Here is an 18,928-nt window from a genome sequence, read left to right on the forward strand (position 1 = left end):
TTAAAGGTATCACTATAAGATAGGGTACCGCCTTTGCTAGTCCATAAACCGCCATATTTTAGCTTTTTTGCAGCTGTGTTGTTAGGAGCTGTTGCGGGTGTTACCAATCTACTTCCTATCTTTTTCTTAGATAGCTCCGAATTTTTGTTAGGGCAATTTTTTGTCATCCTAAGTTTACTGCTATTTGGTTGGCGATTTGCGCTTATCACATTTGTGATAAGCACTGGCTTTATTTTTTATCGTTGGGGGCATGCATGGCCCTCAGTTGTATTTGCTCTTGAACTTATCTTTTTGCACGTTTTTTGTTTAAGTAAAGCCCGACCTGTGTTCCTGCGCGGTATGATATTTTGGTTTATAGTCGGCTTGCCCTTACTTTGGAGTTTTGGTCATTTCACATTGGGCTTGCCAATTTTGACTATTGCCATAGCCTTGGCAAAATACAGCCTCAATGCAGCGATTTACTTGTCTGTCATTGATTTATTGAGCTTCTTCTTTAGCCGTTACTCATGGTATAAATACTATTCTTCGTTATATAAAATACTCAATTATATAGTAACTTTACTCATTATTTTGGTCGTTATTTTAACGTCTATAGTATTAACCAATAATCACTATTCACGCATTGAGTATGAGATCAATTCTCAACTTTATGAAAAAGCACAAGAAATATCGCAGACCATAGATACTCACTTAGAGCACCATAAAAAAGGTGTTCTTTTAACTGCAAAAAGTATTGCTTTAGGCGCTCCTAAACAAGCAATGTTAGAGAACATGGCGCAGTTATATCCTGATTTTAGAACGCAAATCATTACAAATGCAGTTGCTGATGTGACTCATTTTTATCCTAAATCTTTAGCAATTAGCCTAGAGCAATCTAAGATCCAACCAAATGTTTCAGATAGAGACTACTTTATTAATGCTCCTAACCATAGGCTTGGGTATGTGTCTTCTATTTTTAAAGGACGTGGGTTTGGTGCGCTTCCTATCGTGGCTGTTTCTGCTCCTATCTATATTAAAGATACCTTTACAGGAATTGTTGAAGGCTCATTGATGTTTGATTACTTTTCAAAGTTACGACCTAGTTTATTCAGCCATCAAGGTGAGTTAGTCGTGTTAGATTCAATGAATAAAGTGGTTTACAGCTCCTTAGATGACTTTATTGAATTACAGGAAATTAAAGACAATGAGTTGAGCGGGTTTGCAGATGAGACTCGCTTTAAGGTGCTTAACCCTGATAGTGAGCAGCAGTTTTATGTTCGTCAAGCACGATCATCAGAGCACAACTGGGTGGTGTTGACTATGCTTAATCGCAAGTATGCTAACAATGTTGCAGTGCATGCTTGGGGGCAGTCAATTGTAATGATTGTATTTATTATCTTATTGACCAGTATTTTTATAACCCAGCTTAGCCGCTGGTTGGTTGCGCCTATTTCAAAGTTAGCTGAACAAATTGATAAATTTGAACCTGAGCAGGCAAATACAGATGCATATTTGCCTAATACTTGGCTTGAAGTAAGCAGGTTGCAATCACAGTTTGCTAATTTAGCTAATAAACTAACACTGAGCTTTAGCCGCCTACGTCAAGTAAACCATGAAAATGAGCACCTTAACAGCAAGCTTAAGGACTTTAATGCACAATTGGAACGCCAAGTTAGTGATAAAACAAATGAGTTGGTAGAGGCCGTTAAAACTGCAAATCATGCCAATAAAACAAAATCGCAATTTTTAGCCAATATGAGCCACGAGATAAGGACGCCGTTAAATGGTATTTTAGGCATGACGCAGTTGCTTCTTGATAATCAAACCTTACCAGAAAAAGAACGCGAAGAGCTGGCAATGGTGCATCAAAGTGCCAACAATTTATTATTGATACTTAACGATATTTTAGACTTTTCAAAAATTGAAGCTGGAGCACTAAAATTAGAATATCGTGCTGTAGAGGTGAAAAAGCTGTTATATAAGTTAGCGCAAGTGTTTAGTAATACGTGTGTGAAGCCTAACGTTTCGTTTGAACTTGATATATCAAAAGACATTCCCGATTACGTTAGCTTAGATCCGCTTCGCTTCAGCCAAGTTATTAATAATATTTTAAGTAATGCGGGTAAGTTTACCGATTCAGGTGAAATTACTTTATCCAGTCGTTACAAAGATGGAATAATTGAAGTATGTATTCGTGACACGGGCATTGGTATTTCGCCAGACCAGCAAGCTATACTTTTCACTGAGTTTACTCAGGCTGATATTTCTACAACCCGAAAGTACGGTGGTACTGGGCTTGGTTTAGCGATTTCAAAGCGTATTATAGAGTTAATGAAAGGTGAGCTGAAACTTCAAAGTGAACAAGGTAAGGGCAGTGTGTTTACACTTTGTGTACCTGCTCAAATAAGTGAATCCACGCTTGTAGATAATCAATCTGTTCAGAAGCCAGAGCTAGCAGGTGTCAATGTACTGATAGTTGAGGATAATCCAGTTAATCAACTGGTACTCAATAAAATGATGCATGAAACTCAGTGTACAATTCAACAAGCCAGTGATGGTGTAGAAGCACTTAAAGCCTTAGAGAGCTTTGTGGCTGACATTATTTTAATGGACTGTCAGATGCCAAATATGGATGGTTATCAGTGCACTCAAGCGATTAAATTAGCGCCAGAACGCTATGGGCGAGCTGTTATAATTGCGATTACCGCAAACGCTTTTGAAGATGATCAAAAGCGTTGCATTGAAGCAGGAATGGATGATTTTATTTCTAAGCCTATTAATAAAGATGAGCTATATAATTGTCTAAATAAGTGGTTTAAAGCGCGTTTAGACGGCTAATAATAGCTTGGATGGTAGACTCCTTGTTAAGCTCATCGATCAGCATGGGCTTAGCAAAATAATATCCTTGTAGATCTTCACAACCCATCTTCTCTAAGAACTTAATTTGTTCTGTGGTTTCGACACCTTCAGCAATACAATAAAGCCCTAAATTTGTCGATAGCGCATGAATGGTTTTGATGATTGACTCGTTACTTTTATCTTGGCCAATGTTACGCACAAAGCTTTGATCTATTTTTATAACATCGATAGGAAATTGGCTTAAATAGGTTAATGAAGAATAGCCTGTCCCGAAGTCATCCAGTAACAGTTTAAAACCCGCATTTTTTAATTTTTGTAACTGCTTTGATGCTTTTATTTTATCCTCAAGTAAGGTGCTCTCAGTGATCTCCAAGCGCAGCTGAATTGGTTTTACCAAATGATTATTCAGTATCATCAACAAACGCTCTGTAAGGTTTGACTTCAAAATATGCATCGGTGATAAATTTAACGACAAATAAAAGCGAGGGTTTGCACGTAAAAGGGGCTTGAGCTCGGTTAATGCGCGCTCAAGTGCTTGCTCTGTTAAGACATCAATTAAACCGATTTCTTCAGCGATAGGAATAAATTCGGCGGGGGAGACAAATCCTTGCTCGTTTTTCCAGCGCATTAAAAGCTCAACACCGTTGATGGTTTTATTCCTAGCATTAACAATCGGCTGATAGTTATTAAATAGCTCGTCATCTTTAAAAGCATCTTTTAGTGCGTTTTCGAGTAACAACTTTTTAGTGAGCTGGTTATTCATTTGCTCTGTGAAATATTTAAAGTTGTTACGGCCAGACTGTTTTGCATGCATCATTGCAATATCAGCGTTGCGAATTAAGTCATCCGCAGTTGTTGCATCAAATGGATACAGAGCAACCCCGATGCTGGCCGATATATTGATAGAAAAATCTTCAATAACCACTTTATTACCTAGTTCATCGGTGAGTGATTTAACTAAGGTACTTAAGCTTTGAGGCGAGTGTAAGTCTTGCACTAGCACTAAAAATTCATCACCACTTTGCCTGCCTATTATTGCATTGTCAGGTAAAATTAAACTCACTCTTCTGGTGATGTTGCACAGTAACTGATCGCCCACCGCATGACCAAAAGAGTCATTGACAGGTTTAAATTTATCTAGGTCGATAAACAACAGAGCGGCTAATTTATTCTCTTTGCTGGCCTCATTAATACAGATATTTATTTTAGAATGCATTAACGTACGATTAGGTAAGCCTGTTAAAGGGTCATAGTTAGCTAGGTATCTAAGCTCATCTTCGGCACGTTTTTGCTCTGTTAGATCTGATATTACGATAACGTAGTAATTAATTGTTTGCTGATCTTTTGCTACGGCTGTAACACTTATGTGTACTGGGTGAGCGGGACTTTTTAAGGTGCGGATAAATGCCTCTGTCTTCCAGTTTTGTTTGGGTTTGAGGGTTTTTAAAACAGTCAAAAACTCAACGTAGTGCGCTTTTCCTATCGCACCTAAGAAGTCTTTTAAGCTCAAGTCTGCAATGTTATTCGGTGTGGCAAAGGCTTCGCTGAAACTGGCATTAGCTGAAAAAGGCTTTAATTGATTATCTAAAATAAGTAGCCAATCATTTATTTGACCGAAGGCTTCCCCAAGCACGGCGGCTTGCTGTGCATTTGCTTTTTGCTCAGTAATATTGCTATATATTCCTGATATTTTCAGCGGTGTATTATTTTCATCCGCTGCAACGACACGGCCAAGATCTTGATACCATAACCATTGACCTGCTTTGTGTCTTAGACGGTAGGTTACATTCCACTGTTGTTGATTGAGCTGTTTAGAAAAAGAGTCCCATTGATTGATGAATAAGCGTCGATCATGAGGGTGAATCAGGTTTAAAAATTCAGTGAGTTTAATTGTATCCTCGTATTCTTTATAACCTAATTCAGCCGCTATACGGTTATGGTGTATAGTCATATTTTTAAGGTTAGCTTCCCATACACCACTGTTATTACTACTTAGTGCAAGCTCAGTTTGTTGCTGGGATTTTACGATCTCATCATGCGCTTTTCGGATCGTTTGCTGACGAGCACGATACTGCCAAAAAATAATAAATAAAATAGCCAAAACAATCACTGTGTAGCAAGCGATTGCAAACGGAGAGGACCACATTGCATATGCCACGTTGAACCTTAACTGGCGGGTTGCAGTGTCAGCTTTAGTGAGCTCTGAAGTAGATGAAACCGACAACACATAATCACCAGGAGGAAGCTTTGTAAAAAGTACCTTATTAGTCGTTAGTTTGTCGTATTGTAATGACGTAGGGCCTTCTAAAGTCACTTTATATCGTGTGGTGTCTTTATTTAATGTGTCAAAGTTAGAAAAAGTGACCTCTAAGCCTATATCATCTGCGGTGAGTTGCAGCGCATTATCAGCGTATTTATAGGGGTGATAGTTAAGCTCTCTTGATAAGAGTGAAACACTGGTAATTTCAGTTGCGTTTTTCTGCGTACTGACTGGCGAAGAAAGAAAATCTTCTGGCGAGACAAGTAAGACGCCACGGGTTGAACCAAATGCTATTTGCCCATTAGCGAGTGTTGTATCTGCATCTATATTAAACTCGTTAACGGATAGACCGTCTCGTATAAAATAGCGATCTAACGTAAATGAGCTCAAATCTAAACGATATAAACCGTTTTGAGAGCTAAACCATAAAAACCCAAAACGATCTATTTGAAGCCCAAAAACTGATTTAGCCTGTAAGCCAGATGCTTGCCCAAAACGATGCTTAACTTCATAGGTTTCAGCGTCTAAGCCTATTAAACCTTCATGTGATGAAGCTAGCCATAACATATTATTGTGATCGATGACCCAGTCATCTATTAGAAAGAAAGCTAAAGGGTTATAGTTTTCTACTTTATATATTAGCGTTAACTTTTGGGTGGATTCATTGTAACGATAGAGCTTACCCGACAGGTTAAGCACATACTCATCAGGATAATTGGGGAAAGGCTTTAAAAATGAATTTGCATTAATTATATCTACTTGCTCTTTAAGCCCTTTAATGACATTTAATTCGCCAGTTTTACCGTTATAAGTGTAAAACTCGTCATTCGTTATAAAGGCAAATTGATCAGGTTTTATAACGTGAAAACCCCAACTAGGCTCTGTTGATAAAAATGCCTTTGTTTTTTCACTGCCGTTAATGGGTATTGTTTTGCCTGTTTTTTTGTCAAACAGCGTCAATCCAACATACTTCATCAGCCATAGGTAACGGTTATTATCATCTAGTTGTGCTTTGCTAATACCATAAATACCATGCTCACCATGAAATGCTTTTTCATCATTGTTAACTAAGTACGCAGTGGTTTTTTTAGTTAACTGGTTGTATTTCATTAAGCCGTTATCGGTACCAATCCAAAGGGTATTATTGTCATCTTGGATAATTGACCAAATGTTATTGTCGTAATAACTTTGTTCATTCTTCAACTGGATATGTTTAAAGCGCTTGGCCAAAGTAGACCAAGTGAATACCCCTTGCGAACGTGACGCAAGCCAAAGCAGACCCGTTTTATCAACCATGACATCTGGTATAGTGTTATCGGTCATGTTGAATTTGCTTTGGTCGAAACGTAAAACAAATTCAGCGTCTAGTGTTTGTCGATTAAATTCAAATAAGCCCTTTTCGGTCACTATATATTCACCAAAAGGGCTGTCGGTATAATCCCATATATTGAGCTTTGAAATGAGTAACCTCGCTTTGTCAAATTCAAGTAACTCTTTGTTGTTAAAAGGGATATTATACATTCCTTCCACCGTTCCGGCGAGAAGTCCTAGCTGTTTATCGATATGCAAAAATTTAACGTTTTTGTTGTCATCGTTGATGGTTTTTTGACTTGCCAATGGAATATACGAAATATGCTCATCTGCGAGATTCTTAGAAAACAGCCCATTTGAGGTACCTATAAATAGAGAGTTTTCATAGAGTTTCAGAGAGCGAACAAAATGTTCCTCTTTATTTATCGAGAATTCATGTAAAAACTTTTTTGATTGCTTGTGGTAGGAGTAAACGTGTTGGTTTATAGCGAAAAAGTAATCGTTATCACTTTCATCGAAAGCCAATATTGGAGAGAAAAAATTATCTTCAGGGTTTAGTTTTCCTGAATAGATTTTTTCAACATGCAAAGATTTTGGGTCAATTAAAAAAGCCCCTGAAAACTCGGTACTTACAAATAGTTTTCCATTGTTAGTCTTTGCCATGAAGGCAATTTGTCGCTGATCGAGTATGTGCTCTCCTGAAAATGGAGATACCTGGTAACCGTCATAACGATTTAAACCTTGGTAAGTACCAATCCATATAAAACCGAGATCATCTTGAACAACTTTAGTAACAGAGCCTTGAGTTAAGCCTTCATCTGTTGAAAGTCGCTGAATTTGCAAAGCATAATTTTGCGCATTCGCAACGTTAGGGAATACAAATAGAGTAAAAATGAAAATTAGGAGAAAGTGTTTAGGCACCGAATGTTGAACCCTAAATGATTATTTGCACAAAACTTTTAGTAAAATATAGCACAAATATGCACGTAATTAACGTGTAAGAAAAGATAATTTAGCATAATGTTAATTAAGGCACACAAATGTATCTATGTGCTATAAATACATTAATTAAAAATGACCCAAGGCCTTTTATGCGTCATCCATTTATATGTCAAAAAACGCAAACGATTTTACTTATCATTGATGAACAAGCTGGGCTTTCTCCTGTTATTAGCGAGTTTGCAGAGGTTGTTAATAATACCGAAAAGCTTTTAAAAGGGGCATCTCTTTTTGATATTCCAGTGGTTTTTACGGAGCAAAACCCTGAAAAACTAGGTGCAACCGACCCATCGCTTGCCCACTTTATGGCAACAAGCTGTAACATAGAAAAAATACATTTTAGTGCCTGTTTAGAGTTAAACTTTATAGAGTCGCTATCGCGCTTTAATCGTCCCCAAATTGTTGTTGCAGGGACAGAAGCGCATGTTTGTGTTTTACAAACGTGTTTAGATTTATTAACTGCCGATTTTAAATTATTCATTGTGGATGATGCTATTGCATCGCGCAACTCACACCATAAAAACATAGCAACAAAGCAACTTACGCAGGCTGGAGCTATAATAACCTGTACCGAAAGTGTGTTATTTCAATGGTTAGAAAAAGCAGGAACTGAACAATTTAGAGCATTATTGCCATTAATAAAGTGAACCATGATACGCATCAAACCGTATAGGCTCGGTTAATTGTATTTTTGTAAATAATTTAATAATTAAGGCTTTAACTATGACAAGTGTGCGCCGCCTTTTTACCTATTTGTTTCTTCTTTTATTTGTAGAGTCTTTGGTATTAGGGTTTATCTACTCAACCTTGTTAACCGGTGTGGTCACAGGCTTACTTTTGCTGTCTTTGCCGCTTTGGATGCTGTACCGCTTCCCAAGTAGTAAATTGACCGCTCATGTGGTTGCAGCTGGCTGCATGATGTTTTCGTTTTTACACATCCAACAAAGCTATGGACTTATTGAAGTTCACTTTGAAATTTTTATATTGATGGCTGTGCTAATCATGTTTGTTGAGTGGCGAGTGTTTATTACTGCACTTGCGTTTGTTGCCGTTCATCATTTAAGTTTTTATTTTTTACAAATCAATGAAATGGGTTTATATGTTTTTGACCCTGACAGATTGTATTTTAGTACCGTACTTATCCATGCTGTATATGCCATTGTTGAAGCTATTGTTGCGGGCTACATCGCTAAAACATTGCACCGTGAACGCAGTGCAGGGCTCTCGTTAAGTAATACTACAGAGCAAATTATGGCGGATGAAAACAGTATTAATATTAGTCTAAGAGCCGATGAGAGTCACAGTGAAGCGGTGGCGGGCTTCAATCGTCTTCTTGGTTTTGTTTCAAGTGTAATTGGTGATGTACAAAGTCAAAGTAGTGTTTTAAAAAATCAGTCTAAACAATTGCTTGAAGTACATGATGAACTGCACCAACAAGCACTGCACCGAGAGCAGTTATCGGCTGATATTGCACAATCAGGTGAGCGCGTTGCTGAAGGCTTTGCCCATGTTGAGCAAGAAAGTAATGAACTACAAACCCAGTTTGAAAAGCTTCATTTAAGTGCGAGCGAGGCATTAAATGAGGTGGCGAATACAGACAACAAAACCGCTGAGCTTGCTAGTAACCTTAAAGAGGCAGATCAAAATATTGCACTATTAGTAAGTGCATGTAGCCATATCTCAGACTTACTGAATGAGATTTCATCGATTGCTGAGCAAACCAATCTCCTTGCTTTAAACGCGGCTATTGAAGCGGCTCGTGCCGGTGAGCAGGGGCGCGGTTTTGCTGTGGTCGCAGATGAAGTTAGAAACCTTGCAACGCGTAGTAAACACACCACAGATAAAATAACGACAACCCTTGAAAGTTTGATGCAAAATAGTGCTTCATCGACTCAGTCAATGCAAGGGAGTATCACTCTGATTGAGCAACTATCGGCAATTAGCACACAAATGAAGCAACAAATCACTGAAATGACGGAGCAAGTAAATAGTGCTGCCACTAGCTCACAATCGGTTGCGCATGTAGTGCAAAACCAAGCGGGTAACACCCGTGCAATTGCCGAGAACTCACAAGCCTTAATTGCTAATCAAGACAATGATAACCATATGATTGAAAAGCTAACCGATCGTGTGCAGTTAATTGATGTCAGTATTGATGTGCTGGAGCAGGGTATTGCTAAATTCAAATAGCATAAGATTAACAGTGGCGACCCTTTTATGGGTTGTTACTGTGCTTGCTACTTTAGTTTTTGCTTACACCCAGCAAACAGAAACATTTGACCCCGATAACACGCTGTCGCAACCAAACTGGCTGTCATTGTTTCAAAATACCGTTGGGCTTAATGCAGTCGAAGGCGATACTTTGTATATTGTGGATGAAAACACCTGTGTCTGTTCCGCGCGCTCACAAGCGCACATTCAGAGCTTAACAGACTACGCTATCGAGCAGGGAGTGAAAGTAGTAAAACTAGCCCCGAGTATGGCTTTGTCTTCACTTATACCCGCGCAACCGGCTGCGGTACTTATTTCAGATAATCAAGAGTTGGCATATGCAGGGCCATTATCAAAAGGCTTAGCATGCTCGAGTCAGAACGGTTTTGTTGAGTTGGTAATTAAAAATTTACGTGCTGGTTTTAATAGTCAGTTCGTTAATTCTAATGCCAAAGGGTGTTATTGTAAGATTGGTTAAGTTTAACTTTTAAGCAAACAGATACAAAAAAAGAGGCCAAAATCACATTGGCCTCAGAACAACTAGGATTAGCAGGATTAGGAATAGATTACTGGATCTGGCCTCTAATTTCCCCACTCGGGTTAGCAGGTGTATGTACATTTACATAATGACCGCCAGAGGCGAGTACTGAAAAGGTGTCGGCATCAATCATCAAGCCAGCGTTGCTCATCCAGCGATTCATATCATCGCTATCTTGCACAAGGCCAACCAATACCGGGCCATTTTCACCTGTCACACCGGTATGAATATGCGCTGCGCTGGCGTCGCTCACACCTGAGGTGAGTACTTGTAGTTCAACACTGTAATCATGGGTGTTCACTAATGCATAGCCATCACCTGATGCGCTTGTCACAACACTTGGTACTTCTTGTGCACCGCTTAGCGGGAAGGTCACAAATACATAGTTATCAGTTAAAATTTGCCCACGTAGCTCACCGCTAGGATTAGCCGGCGTGTGCACATTAACGTAGTGGCCACCTGATGAAAGTACTGCAAAAGTATCTGCATCTATCAAGATGTTTTCAGGTGTTTGCCATAGGTTAATGTTATCGCTTGACTGTTCTAACGCCGCAAGTACATCACCGTTCATACCAATGCGGCCAGTGTGGATGTGCGCAGCAGTTGCATCACTTACGCCCTCTGTTAATGCTCTTAACTCTAAGTGGTAATTATCCATATTGACTAGTGCATAACCACTGCCTGACGCCATGGTATCGACTGCGGGTACTTCTTGCATGCCAGTTAATGGGAAAGTCACTAATTGATAATTATCTGTCAGAATTTGGCCTCTGATTTCACCACTTGTATTAGAAGGTGTATGAACATTTACATAATGACCACCTGATGCAAGTACCGCAAAAATATCTGCGTTTATCATTGTATTGGCAGGTGTTACCCAGGTGCCGGCATCAGTTGTTGACTGCTCAAGTGCAACAAGTACATCACCATTAGTGCCAATTCGACCTGTGTGAATATGAGCGCCTGTTGCGTCATCTACACCTGTTGTGTTTACACGAAGCTCGAGGTCGTAATTATTCATATTAATAAGAGCATACGCTTCACCACTAGCATTGGTGGTAACAGCAGGTACTTCTTGCTCACCATTGAGTGTAAAGCTTGTGAACGCGAAGTTGTTGGTAAGTATTTGGCCTCGTAGTTCTCCGCCAGCATTAGCAGGTGTATGAACATTTACATAATGACCACCAGAAGCAAGCACCGCAAAAATGTCAGCATTTATCATGGTATTTGCAGGAGTCATCCAAACGTTACTGTCACCCATTGATTGTTCAAGAGCGACGAGTACATCACCATTAGTGCCAATTCGACCTGTGTGGATATGTGCTGCAGTTGCATCGTCTAAGTTTGAAGTAACAACCGTGAGTTCTACGCTGTAGTCAGTTGTGTCTACTAATGCGTAGCCATCACCACTGGCCATGGTGTTTACCATAGGCACTTCTTGCTTACCACTAAGATCAAATGTTGCCACAGCGTAATTATCAGTCAGGATTTGTCCGCGAATTTCGCCATTAGCAAATTCAGGGGTGTGAATGTTCACATAATGTCCACCATCTAAGAGCACCGCAAGAGTATCACTGTCAATGGTGGTTCCCTCAGGCACAACCCAATCAGTCATAATTTCATCGTCTTGTTCTAAAACCACAAACACATCACCATTTGAACCTAATTTGCCTGTGTGGATGTGCGCTGCTGTTGCATCATCTACACCCATAGTGACTGCGCGAAGTTTAAGTTCTGTACTTGCACTATCGTAAGATGCGTAACCGTAACCCATCGCATCGGTGTCGTTCATAGGAACTTGCTGATTACCATTTAAGGCGAAAGTGATGATGCTCGTTGTATCTGGCACTATTTGTGCGCGGAGCTCGCCGTCTGCGAATGCTTCAGTGTGGAGGTTGATATACCAATCCCCGTCCATTAAATCAGCGATCGAGCTTTCATCAAGGTCGGTAATAGCCACTTCATACATACCTTCACTTGTTGCTTCAAAAGCGAATGCAACGTCGCCATTCTCACCCAAATCACCATCATGAATGTGCGCAGCACTAAACCCTTCTACTGAGCTTGCATCTAGCGTTGCACGAAATTGCATTAAACTTTCATCAAGCTCTACGGTTGCTGTGGCGGTTTGCATTGAGTTATTCATTGGTACTTCTTGCTTGCCGCTCAAAGTGACAGAGTAGGTTTGGCTGGGACTGAATTCTTGTACTGGGGGAGGGGTAATCACTTCATTATCGTCGTCATCATCACTACAAGCAGTGACTAGGAGTAAGCTGCTTACCAAGAGTATGTATTTCATCGTTCTTCCTTATATCTAAGTATGTTCGGACGGTACGACGTGTCCATTTCAATAAGGCTTACGACAGGTGTTTAAAAAGCGATCACAAAAGGTTATTAAAAAGTTAAAACACACCCCTTTAGGATTGATTTTTGACGAATTTAAGAAGTAAGAGTTAGATAGCAATTACATGCAAAGATAATTTGAACAGTTATAGCAGTTTAATTTAGTGCTGATAGGTTTTGATATAGGTACGGGTTATGCATTAGTTTTTTAATTACTTAGTAAAACGTCAAAAAATTCGCGATAGGAAAACTATGCAGTTAACTTCATACACATCTTCATTACTAACAGAGCCATTATTGGATCAGCAAAATAAAAAATTGGACCAGCAGAATAAAAATGAGCTAAACCCAGCAAGTGAAAAAGCAACAAACCTTCAAAACTCAAAACAACAAGAAACTGATGTCGATTCTGATCCTGAAGTAGAGGCTAAATCGAAAACATCACAAACACAACAAGAGCTAGTAGCTAAAATAAAGGAGTTACAAAATAAGATTAATAGTTTAAAAAGTAACGAAGAGCTAGCTCCAGAACAACGAGAAAATGATTTATTTGAACTTAATAAACAGCTTGATGAAGAAATCAATGCAGTTCAGCTTACAGTAAAAAGGAATGTTTCTACGATGATTAACTCTTTATTCGCACCTACGTCCAGTACTCACTCTGGTATGCTGTTCAATAATAAAGCATAAGTTTTAAAGTTAAGTGGTAGTCTTTTCAGATATGTTTTGTTAGAAAGCATTGTTTCAGCATCAAGCTACAAAATTTTATCGCTATAACTATAGGCAGAGTACTGGTAATTTGTAGTTGCTTTGCCAATTGCATATTCATACGTTCGCTAAATAACATACTTTATAAGTGAATGTATGAGAATACACATAAAAACAAATAGGAAGAACCATTTAGTGTGAACCGTTATAGGTGACCCGCGTTTGGCTGTTCTTATCATGGTTACTGGGTAATTATATTCAACAAGTGTTTTGAATAGTTCAGGATGCTCTATACTCCAGTCATTTAAAGGAATCGTGTTACCATAACGAGTTTTAAAAATAACAGAAAATAGGTAGGCTCGTCTTGGCTCTGGGTCGTTAATATCGTAGCCGCTTTTGGAGCGTGTGAAATTCCATACGGCTTCAACATTAAGTAAATCCTCTCTTTCAAGTGTCCGTGCTTTTCTGTCATCAAATAAAAGAGCTGGTAAGTAAATTTGTTCTTGGTTAATTTTAATTTCGCATAGTGGGGACTCTTGAATAAAGTAACGTTTATTGGCAATAAACATCTGAATTAAAAAGTAACTAAGATAGGTAATGATCGCGGCGCCAATAGCGACCGCACCGGATTGTGTTTGCCAAACAAGTAGACATGCAATAATGAATACAGCAGCTGTGATTATTTTTGCTTTTAATCTTTGTGCTTTAGGTAAGGGCACAGCACATCTTAAAATCGGTATCTCAGGCTGCACTTTTGTTTTTATTAAAGTCTGAAAAAAGATGGATTTAAAATTGTCGCGTGTTAATTCAATAGTAGGCGCTTCCATGTGTCCTCGTTTAAAAATCAAGCATTTGAGATAAAATAGCAAAAACAGAGTTTTATTATCAACTAAAGTGTTAACTATCGTTTGTTATTTATAAAGAGTTTATTATCTTAACACTGCTCCCTTGAAAGTGAGTATGCTTTGTCATTCAAAATTGTTCACTCTAGCTTAGCTATTCGTTATATCCTTTACAAAACCTGATTACCTCTTTTTTCATAAGCTAAAACATATCTCAACGTTGAAAATTTTTTTGTGTACTCGTCATCAACTAACCACTCAAAATATAAGAAGAAATTTTTCAGCTGTATGCCATTTAGGAAGTTCCAGTATGAAAGTTATACAAATTTCACTAAAACACTATTGCGAACTATTACCGTTTAGATTAATATGCTGACCATCAAGAGAAATGAGAGTGGTTTGCATTCATGTATATCTGTTTATGCCATGGTGTGACTGATAAAAAAATCGAACAAACTATTGATGATGGCGCAATGACGATGCGCGATCTGTCAAAAGAGCTACAAGTGGGTAGCCAATGTGGTAAATGTTGCGGTTGCTGTAAAAAGATTCTTAACCGTAAACTCATTGAAATCGCAGACATCACAGAGCAAGTAGCATAATTACTTGCTCTTAAACGTGTTTATTTAACTATTTTTCTTACCTTTCTGCCTTATCTTTATCACTTCGTACGCGTTTTATTTGCTTTTAATCCCCTCATTTATTAGGGTTATATCAAAGCAATGTGTGTATCACACAGTCACGGGTAGGAAGCCATGATAATTGACTCTCCCAAATATCTTTTTTGTGCAATTTTTTTTATGATAGTGGCAGGTTGTGCGCAATTACCTTCTCGAGAGTCTATCCAACCAAGTTATGCTATTAAAGCTGATACACCCAGTACAATAGGAGATGCAGTGGGGAATGTTCATCCTGGTTTATCAGGGTTTTATCCTTTAGTAGATGGAGTCGATGCCTTTGTCGCAAGGTTGGCGCTCATTGATTCTGCAGAGCACACCATTGATGTGCAGTATTATTTATATCACAGGCAGCAAACAACAATTTTATTCACCGCTTTTTTACTCAAAGCGGCTGATCGCGGCGTAAGAGTAAGATTATTACTTGATGACTTATCTCAAGCCGATAGTGAAATTGATTTAGCAGCGTTGGCTGTCCATCCCAATATCGAAGTGAGATTGTTTAACCCGTTTCCTAATCGCCGCTTTAGAGCATTGGGTTTTGTGAGTAATTACAGCCTGCTTTCAAGACGAATGCATAACAAAAGCTTTATTGTTGATAATAAAGTTTTTATTACTGGCGGCAGAAATATTGGTAATGCATATTTTTCCGCGGAAGATCACTCAGAGTTTATTGATTTAGACGTAATGAGCGCAGGTGACATTGTACCCAAAGCATCAAAAGCGTTTGATTTATATTGGAATCATCAATTATCGTACCCCGTTGAAGATTTGCATGGTAGTCGTGATGAACAATCTCTTGTTAATATCACAGAAAGCTTACGAACCTATGTTTTGCAAAACCAAGACAGCAACTATGTAGAGCAACTTCGTGAAAGTGAGTTTGTGAAGCGTTTACAAAACGATGAGATCCAGTTTGATTGGCAAGAGTCGACTTTATTCTTCGACCACCCTGATAAGCTGCTCAATGATGTGAGTGAAAAATCAGCTAATATGTCGCCATCTTTATTCAAAGAGATGGGTCAACCAGAGCATAAAGCAATTATAGTCTCACCATATTTTATCCCTAAAGAGCAGGGCGTTGAGTTGCTAACCAGTTGGGTAAAAAAAGGGGTAGATGTTACCGTACTGACTAACTCATTAGCAGCGACTGATGTTTCTGCTGTGCATGCGGGTTACAAGAAGTATCGTGCAGATTTAATTCGTGGTGGCGTTAAACTTTGGGAATTAAAACCTAGCGACTTAGTTGCTATTAAACGCAAAGCAGGGCGTAAGGTGACGGGCTCATCACAGGCAAGCCTTCATGCAAAAACGATGACGATCGATGATAAGAAAATTTTCGTTGGTACTATGAATCTCGATCCGCGCTCTTTTGACCTAAATACTGAAATGGGCGTATTAATTAATAGTGAAAAACTCAGTCATTTTTTAGCGCACTGGGTTGATAAAAAAATGCCAGACTATGCTTGGAAAGTAGAATTGAAGAATCCAAATGATGACCAGCTAATTTGGCTTGATACAGTAAACAACAAACAGTTTGAAAAAGAACCACAAACCTCATCATGGCGGCGTTTTCAAGTTTGGTTTATATCGCTGTTTCCGATTGAGGATGAACTCTAGTTATAACTGCAAACCTAATCTTCGGCCCAAGTTTTTTAGTTGGGCTTTTTTGTATTCATACTTTAGTTGTTAACATTTTCGGGATAAAAAATGCCAATTGAGCGTACACGTGTAAGTTTAATATATTCAAGTGCTTAGCATCATTAAGAAAATTAAATATAAAAAAATGTTTAAAAAACTGGTTGGACCAATTGATCTATTGTTCAATTTATGACGTAATGTAGGTATTACTATCTGGTCGGATGAGTTTATTATGAGCTTACGTACAAAATTAAAAAAAGTATTACCTAGTATTTCAATTACAGAACAAGAAGCGTTAGATGCGGGTGATGTTTGGTTAGAAGGTTCAATCTACCAAGGTAAACCTGATTTCGATGCACTTCGTGATGTTCCAGCTGCTAAGCTGAGTGCTGAAGAGCAAGCATTCTTAGATGGTCCAGTGAAAGAATTATTATCAATGATTGATGATTCTGAAATTCAAAACGGTGTTCATCTACCTGATTACATTCTTGATTTCTTGAAAAAAGAGCGCTTTTTCTCGCTTATCATTCCTAAATCATTCGGCGGTTTAGAATTCAGCCCTTACGCAAACTCAACAATCGTTGCGACTATCGCGACAAAGAGTTCTGCGGTTGCGGTAACCGTGATGGTTCCTAATTCATTAGGCCCAGGTGAGCTATTACTGCACTTTGGTACTAAAGAGCAACAAGATCACTACTTACCACGTCTTGCTAATGGTCGTGATATTCCATGTTTCGCACTAACTAGCCCAGAAGCGGGTTCAGATGCGGGTGGCATTCCAGATATTGGTGTTGTTAAACGTGGCCAGTTCAATGGCGAAGAAGTGTTAGGTTTAGAAATTACTTGGGACAAACGCTACATCACACTCGCGCCGATTGCGACAGTGTTAGGTTTAGCATTCAAAGTAGTTGACCCTGATGGTTTACTCGGTGGCAAAGAAAACCTAGGTATTACCTGTGCGCTTATTCCTAAAGAGCACCCAGGTGTTGAACTTGGAAATCGTCACGATCCTATGGGTATCCGTTTTTATAACGGTACGACACGCGGCGAAAAAGTATTTGTACCAATGGACTTCATCATTGGTGGTCAAAAGAATATCGGTCGTGGCTGGCAAATGCTGGTTAGCTGTTTAGGTGCAGGCCGTGGTATCTCGTTACCGGCACTAGGTGTTAGCTCATCGCAAGTTGCATTTAAAGGTGCTTCTGAGTACGCAGCAGTACGTGAGCAGTTTGGTCTTGCGATTGGTCAATTCGAAGGCATTCAAGAAAAGCTCGCTGATATTGCGGGTAAAACGTATCTTCAAGAAGCGATGCGTGTATTAACAACAGAAGGTTTAGGCATGGGCTTAAAACCATCTGTAGTCACTGCAATTGCTAAATACCATATGACAGAAATTGGTCGTAACGTGCTTGATTCAGCAATGGATATTCAAGCGGGTAAAGCGATTCAAAATGGTCCACAAAACACATTAGCAAGTGGTTATGTTGCACAACCAATCGCAATCACGGTTGAAGGTGCAAATATTCTTACTCGTAATCTAATGATTTTTGGTCAAGGTGTAATGCGTTGTCACCCATATCTACAAACTATGGTTGAGTCTATCCACAGCGAAGACAAAAATGCAGATAAAGAATTCAACAGCATCTTACGTAAAACAGTGGGCTACAGCGTATCTAACAGTTTGCGTGCTTTCCGCTTAGGTGTATTACCGTTTACTGCGGGTGCTAAATCGTCATTACCAGAAGTACGTGAATACGAAAAAGCAGCACATAAACTATCTGCAAAACTTGCAGTTTACGCTGACTTCTCATTATTAGTACTTGGCGGCAAGCTTAAACAAGCAGAAATGTTATCTGCACGTTTAGGTGACGTAATGAGTTTCTTATACGCAGCGATGGCGTCGATTAAATACTACGAGCAAAAAGTAGCAAGCAGTGAACGTGAGCAAGCCGCACCTTACTTCCATTATGCGACTCGCTTTGCACTACAAAGCGCAGAAGAAGCATTGCATAAGTTTTTAGACAACTTCCCTGCAAGTGGTACTCGTAAGTTTATGCGTTTCATTACGATGAACTACTCAATGAAAATGCCTAAAATCAGCGATGATTTAATCCGTGAACTTGCGACTCAAGCGCAAATGGATACCGCATTTAAAGCGCAAATCACTCATTTGGTTAAACCAATTGAAGGTGATGGTCATTACATCAATGAGCAAGCGTACAAAGCGAAAATGGCATGCCTTGATTTACTTGCAAAAGTTAAAAAAGCACTGCGTGCTAAAACAATCAAGCCGGGCGTTCGTTTTGCAGAAACACTTGATAATGCACTTGTGGCAAGTGTTATTAACGAAGAAGAGTATGCAAAATTGATTGACTACAACAAGAAACGTGAAAAAGCGATTCGTGTTGATGAGTTCGACTTTGATATGAACTTGCTTGATGACAATGCAAAGCCAGTTAACCCACTTAAGAGTGTGGTAAACGAGTAATTCAACAATGCAAGTCCTGAGCAGTATTAGGACTTTATCTTCGAAAACCCGTGCTTAGCACGGGTTTTTTTA

11 protein-coding genes are annotated in these 18,928 nt (G+C 39.1%); 8 read left to right on the plus strand and 3 right to left on the minus strand.

Going from position 1 to position 18,928, the window contains the following annotated elements:
* Window positions 1-33: 33 nt before the first annotated feature.
* Complete coding sequence (locus tag L3V41_RS06040; protein ID WP_237127339.1) at window positions 34-2,817, plus strand: response regulator; 2,784 nt, start codon at window positions 34-36, stop codon at window positions 2,815-2,817.
* Here L3V41_RS06040 and L3V41_RS06045 read toward each other — a convergent pair.
* A complete protein-coding gene (locus tag L3V41_RS06045) occupies window positions 2,795-7,330 on the minus strand; it encodes an EAL domain-containing protein (RefSeq protein WP_237127340.1) in 4,536 nt (1,511 codons plus the stop codon). The two genes, L3V41_RS06040 and L3V41_RS06045, sit on opposite strands and share 23 nt — an antisense overlap.
* A 170-nt stretch (window positions 7,331-7,500) precedes the next feature.
* On the opposite strand from L3V41_RS06045, the gene L3V41_RS06050 reads away from it, so the two are divergent.
* The 3 genes from L3V41_RS06050 (at window position 7,501) to L3V41_RS19995 (ending at window position 10,097) form a co-directional block, all read left to right on the plus strand.
* Complete coding sequence (locus L3V41_RS06050) at window positions 7,501-8,055, plus strand: isochorismatase family protein (protein ID WP_237127341.1); 555 nt, start codon at window positions 7,501-7,503, stop codon at window positions 8,053-8,055.
* A 76-nt stretch (window positions 8,056-8,131) separates the two neighbouring features.
* Window positions 8,132-9,598, plus strand: a complete 1,467-nt coding sequence (locus L3V41_RS06055) for a methyl-accepting chemotaxis protein (protein WP_237127342.1) — start codon at window positions 8,132-8,134, stop codon at window positions 9,596-9,598.
* 13 nt (window positions 9,599-9,611) lie between these two features.
* The gene (locus tag L3V41_RS19995) at window positions 9,612-10,097 is read left to right on the plus strand and encodes a DUF6436 domain-containing protein (RefSeq protein WP_062567560.1); all 486 of its coding nucleotides are present in this window, start codon (window positions 9,612-9,614) and stop codon (window positions 10,095-10,097) included.
* Window positions 10,098-10,185: 88 nt separating this feature from the next.
* Here the strand turns inward: L3V41_RS19995 and L3V41_RS06065 are convergent, their stop codons facing one another.
* Window positions 10,186-12,456, minus strand: a complete 2,271-nt coding sequence (locus tag L3V41_RS06065; RefSeq protein ID WP_237127343.1) for a CHRD domain-containing protein — start codon at window positions 12,454-12,456, stop codon at window positions 10,186-10,188.
* A 296-nt stretch (window positions 12,457-12,752) separates the two neighbouring features.
* Here L3V41_RS06065 and L3V41_RS06070 point away from each other — a divergent pair, with 296 nt between their 5' ends.
* Window positions 12,753-13,190, plus strand: a complete 438-nt coding sequence (locus tag L3V41_RS06070) for a hypothetical protein (RefSeq protein WP_237127344.1) — start codon at window positions 12,753-12,755, stop codon at window positions 13,188-13,190.
* Window positions 13,191-13,336: 146 nt separating this feature from the next.
* Here L3V41_RS06070 and L3V41_RS06075 read toward each other — a convergent pair whose 3' ends face one another.
* Window positions 13,337-13,927: a hypothetical protein gene (locus L3V41_RS06075; protein ID WP_237127345.1), complete on the minus strand. Its 591-nt coding sequence runs from the start codon at window positions 13,925-13,927 to the stop codon at window positions 13,337-13,339.
* Between the two features lie 530 nt (window positions 13,928-14,457).
* Here L3V41_RS06075 and L3V41_RS06080 point away from each other — a divergent pair.
* From L3V41_RS06080 to L3V41_RS06090, 3 genes are all read left to right on the plus strand, one after another.
* Window positions 14,458-14,652, plus strand: a complete 195-nt coding sequence (locus L3V41_RS06080; RefSeq protein WP_054554573.1) for a (2Fe-2S)-binding protein — start codon at window positions 14,458-14,460, stop codon at window positions 14,650-14,652.
* A gap of 198 nt (window positions 14,653-14,850) precedes the next feature.
* Window positions 14,851-16,347: a phospholipase D family protein gene (locus tag L3V41_RS06085; RefSeq protein ID WP_237127346.1), complete on the plus strand. Its 1,497-nt coding sequence runs from the start codon at window positions 14,851-14,853 to the stop codon at window positions 16,345-16,347.
* Window positions 16,348-16,600: 253 nt separating this feature from the next.
* On the plus strand, window positions 16,601-18,856 hold the full coding sequence (locus tag L3V41_RS06090; RefSeq protein ID WP_237127347.1) for an acyl-CoA dehydrogenase: 2,256 nt from the start codon (window positions 16,601-16,603) through the stop codon (window positions 18,854-18,856).
* Window positions 18,857-18,928: the final 72 nt, after the last annotated feature.

Source organism: Pseudoalteromonas sp. L21, from assembly GCF_021728035.1.
Lineage (GTDB): Bacteria > Pseudomonadota > Gammaproteobacteria > Enterobacterales > Alteromonadaceae > Pseudoalteromonas > Pseudoalteromonas arabiensis.

Coding starts and splice junctions, on each gene's coding strand:
- L3V41_RS06065 (WP_237127343.1), bottom strand. CDS start 12,456: ATGAAATACATACTCTTGGTAAGCAGCTTACTCCTAGTCACTGCTTGT.
- L3V41_RS06050 (WP_237127341.1), top strand. CDS start 7,501: ATGCGTCATCCATTTATATGTCAAAAAACGCAAACGATTTTACTTATC.
- L3V41_RS06090 (WP_237127347.1), top strand. CDS start 16,601: ATGAGCTTACGTACAAAATTAAAAAAAGTATTACCTAGTATTTCAATT.
- L3V41_RS06085 (WP_237127346.1), top strand. CDS start 14,851: ATGATAGTGGCAGGTTGTGCGCAATTACCTTCTCGAGAGTCTATCCAA.
- L3V41_RS06055 (WP_237127342.1), top strand. CDS start 8,132: ATGACAAGTGTGCGCCGCCTTTTTACCTATTTGTTTCTTCTTTTATTT.
- L3V41_RS06080 (WP_054554573.1), top strand. CDS start 14,458: ATGTATATCTGTTTATGCCATGGTGTGACTGATAAAAAAATCGAACAA.
- L3V41_RS06070 (WP_237127344.1), top strand. CDS start 12,753: ATGCAGTTAACTTCATACACATCTTCATTACTAACAGAGCCATTATTG.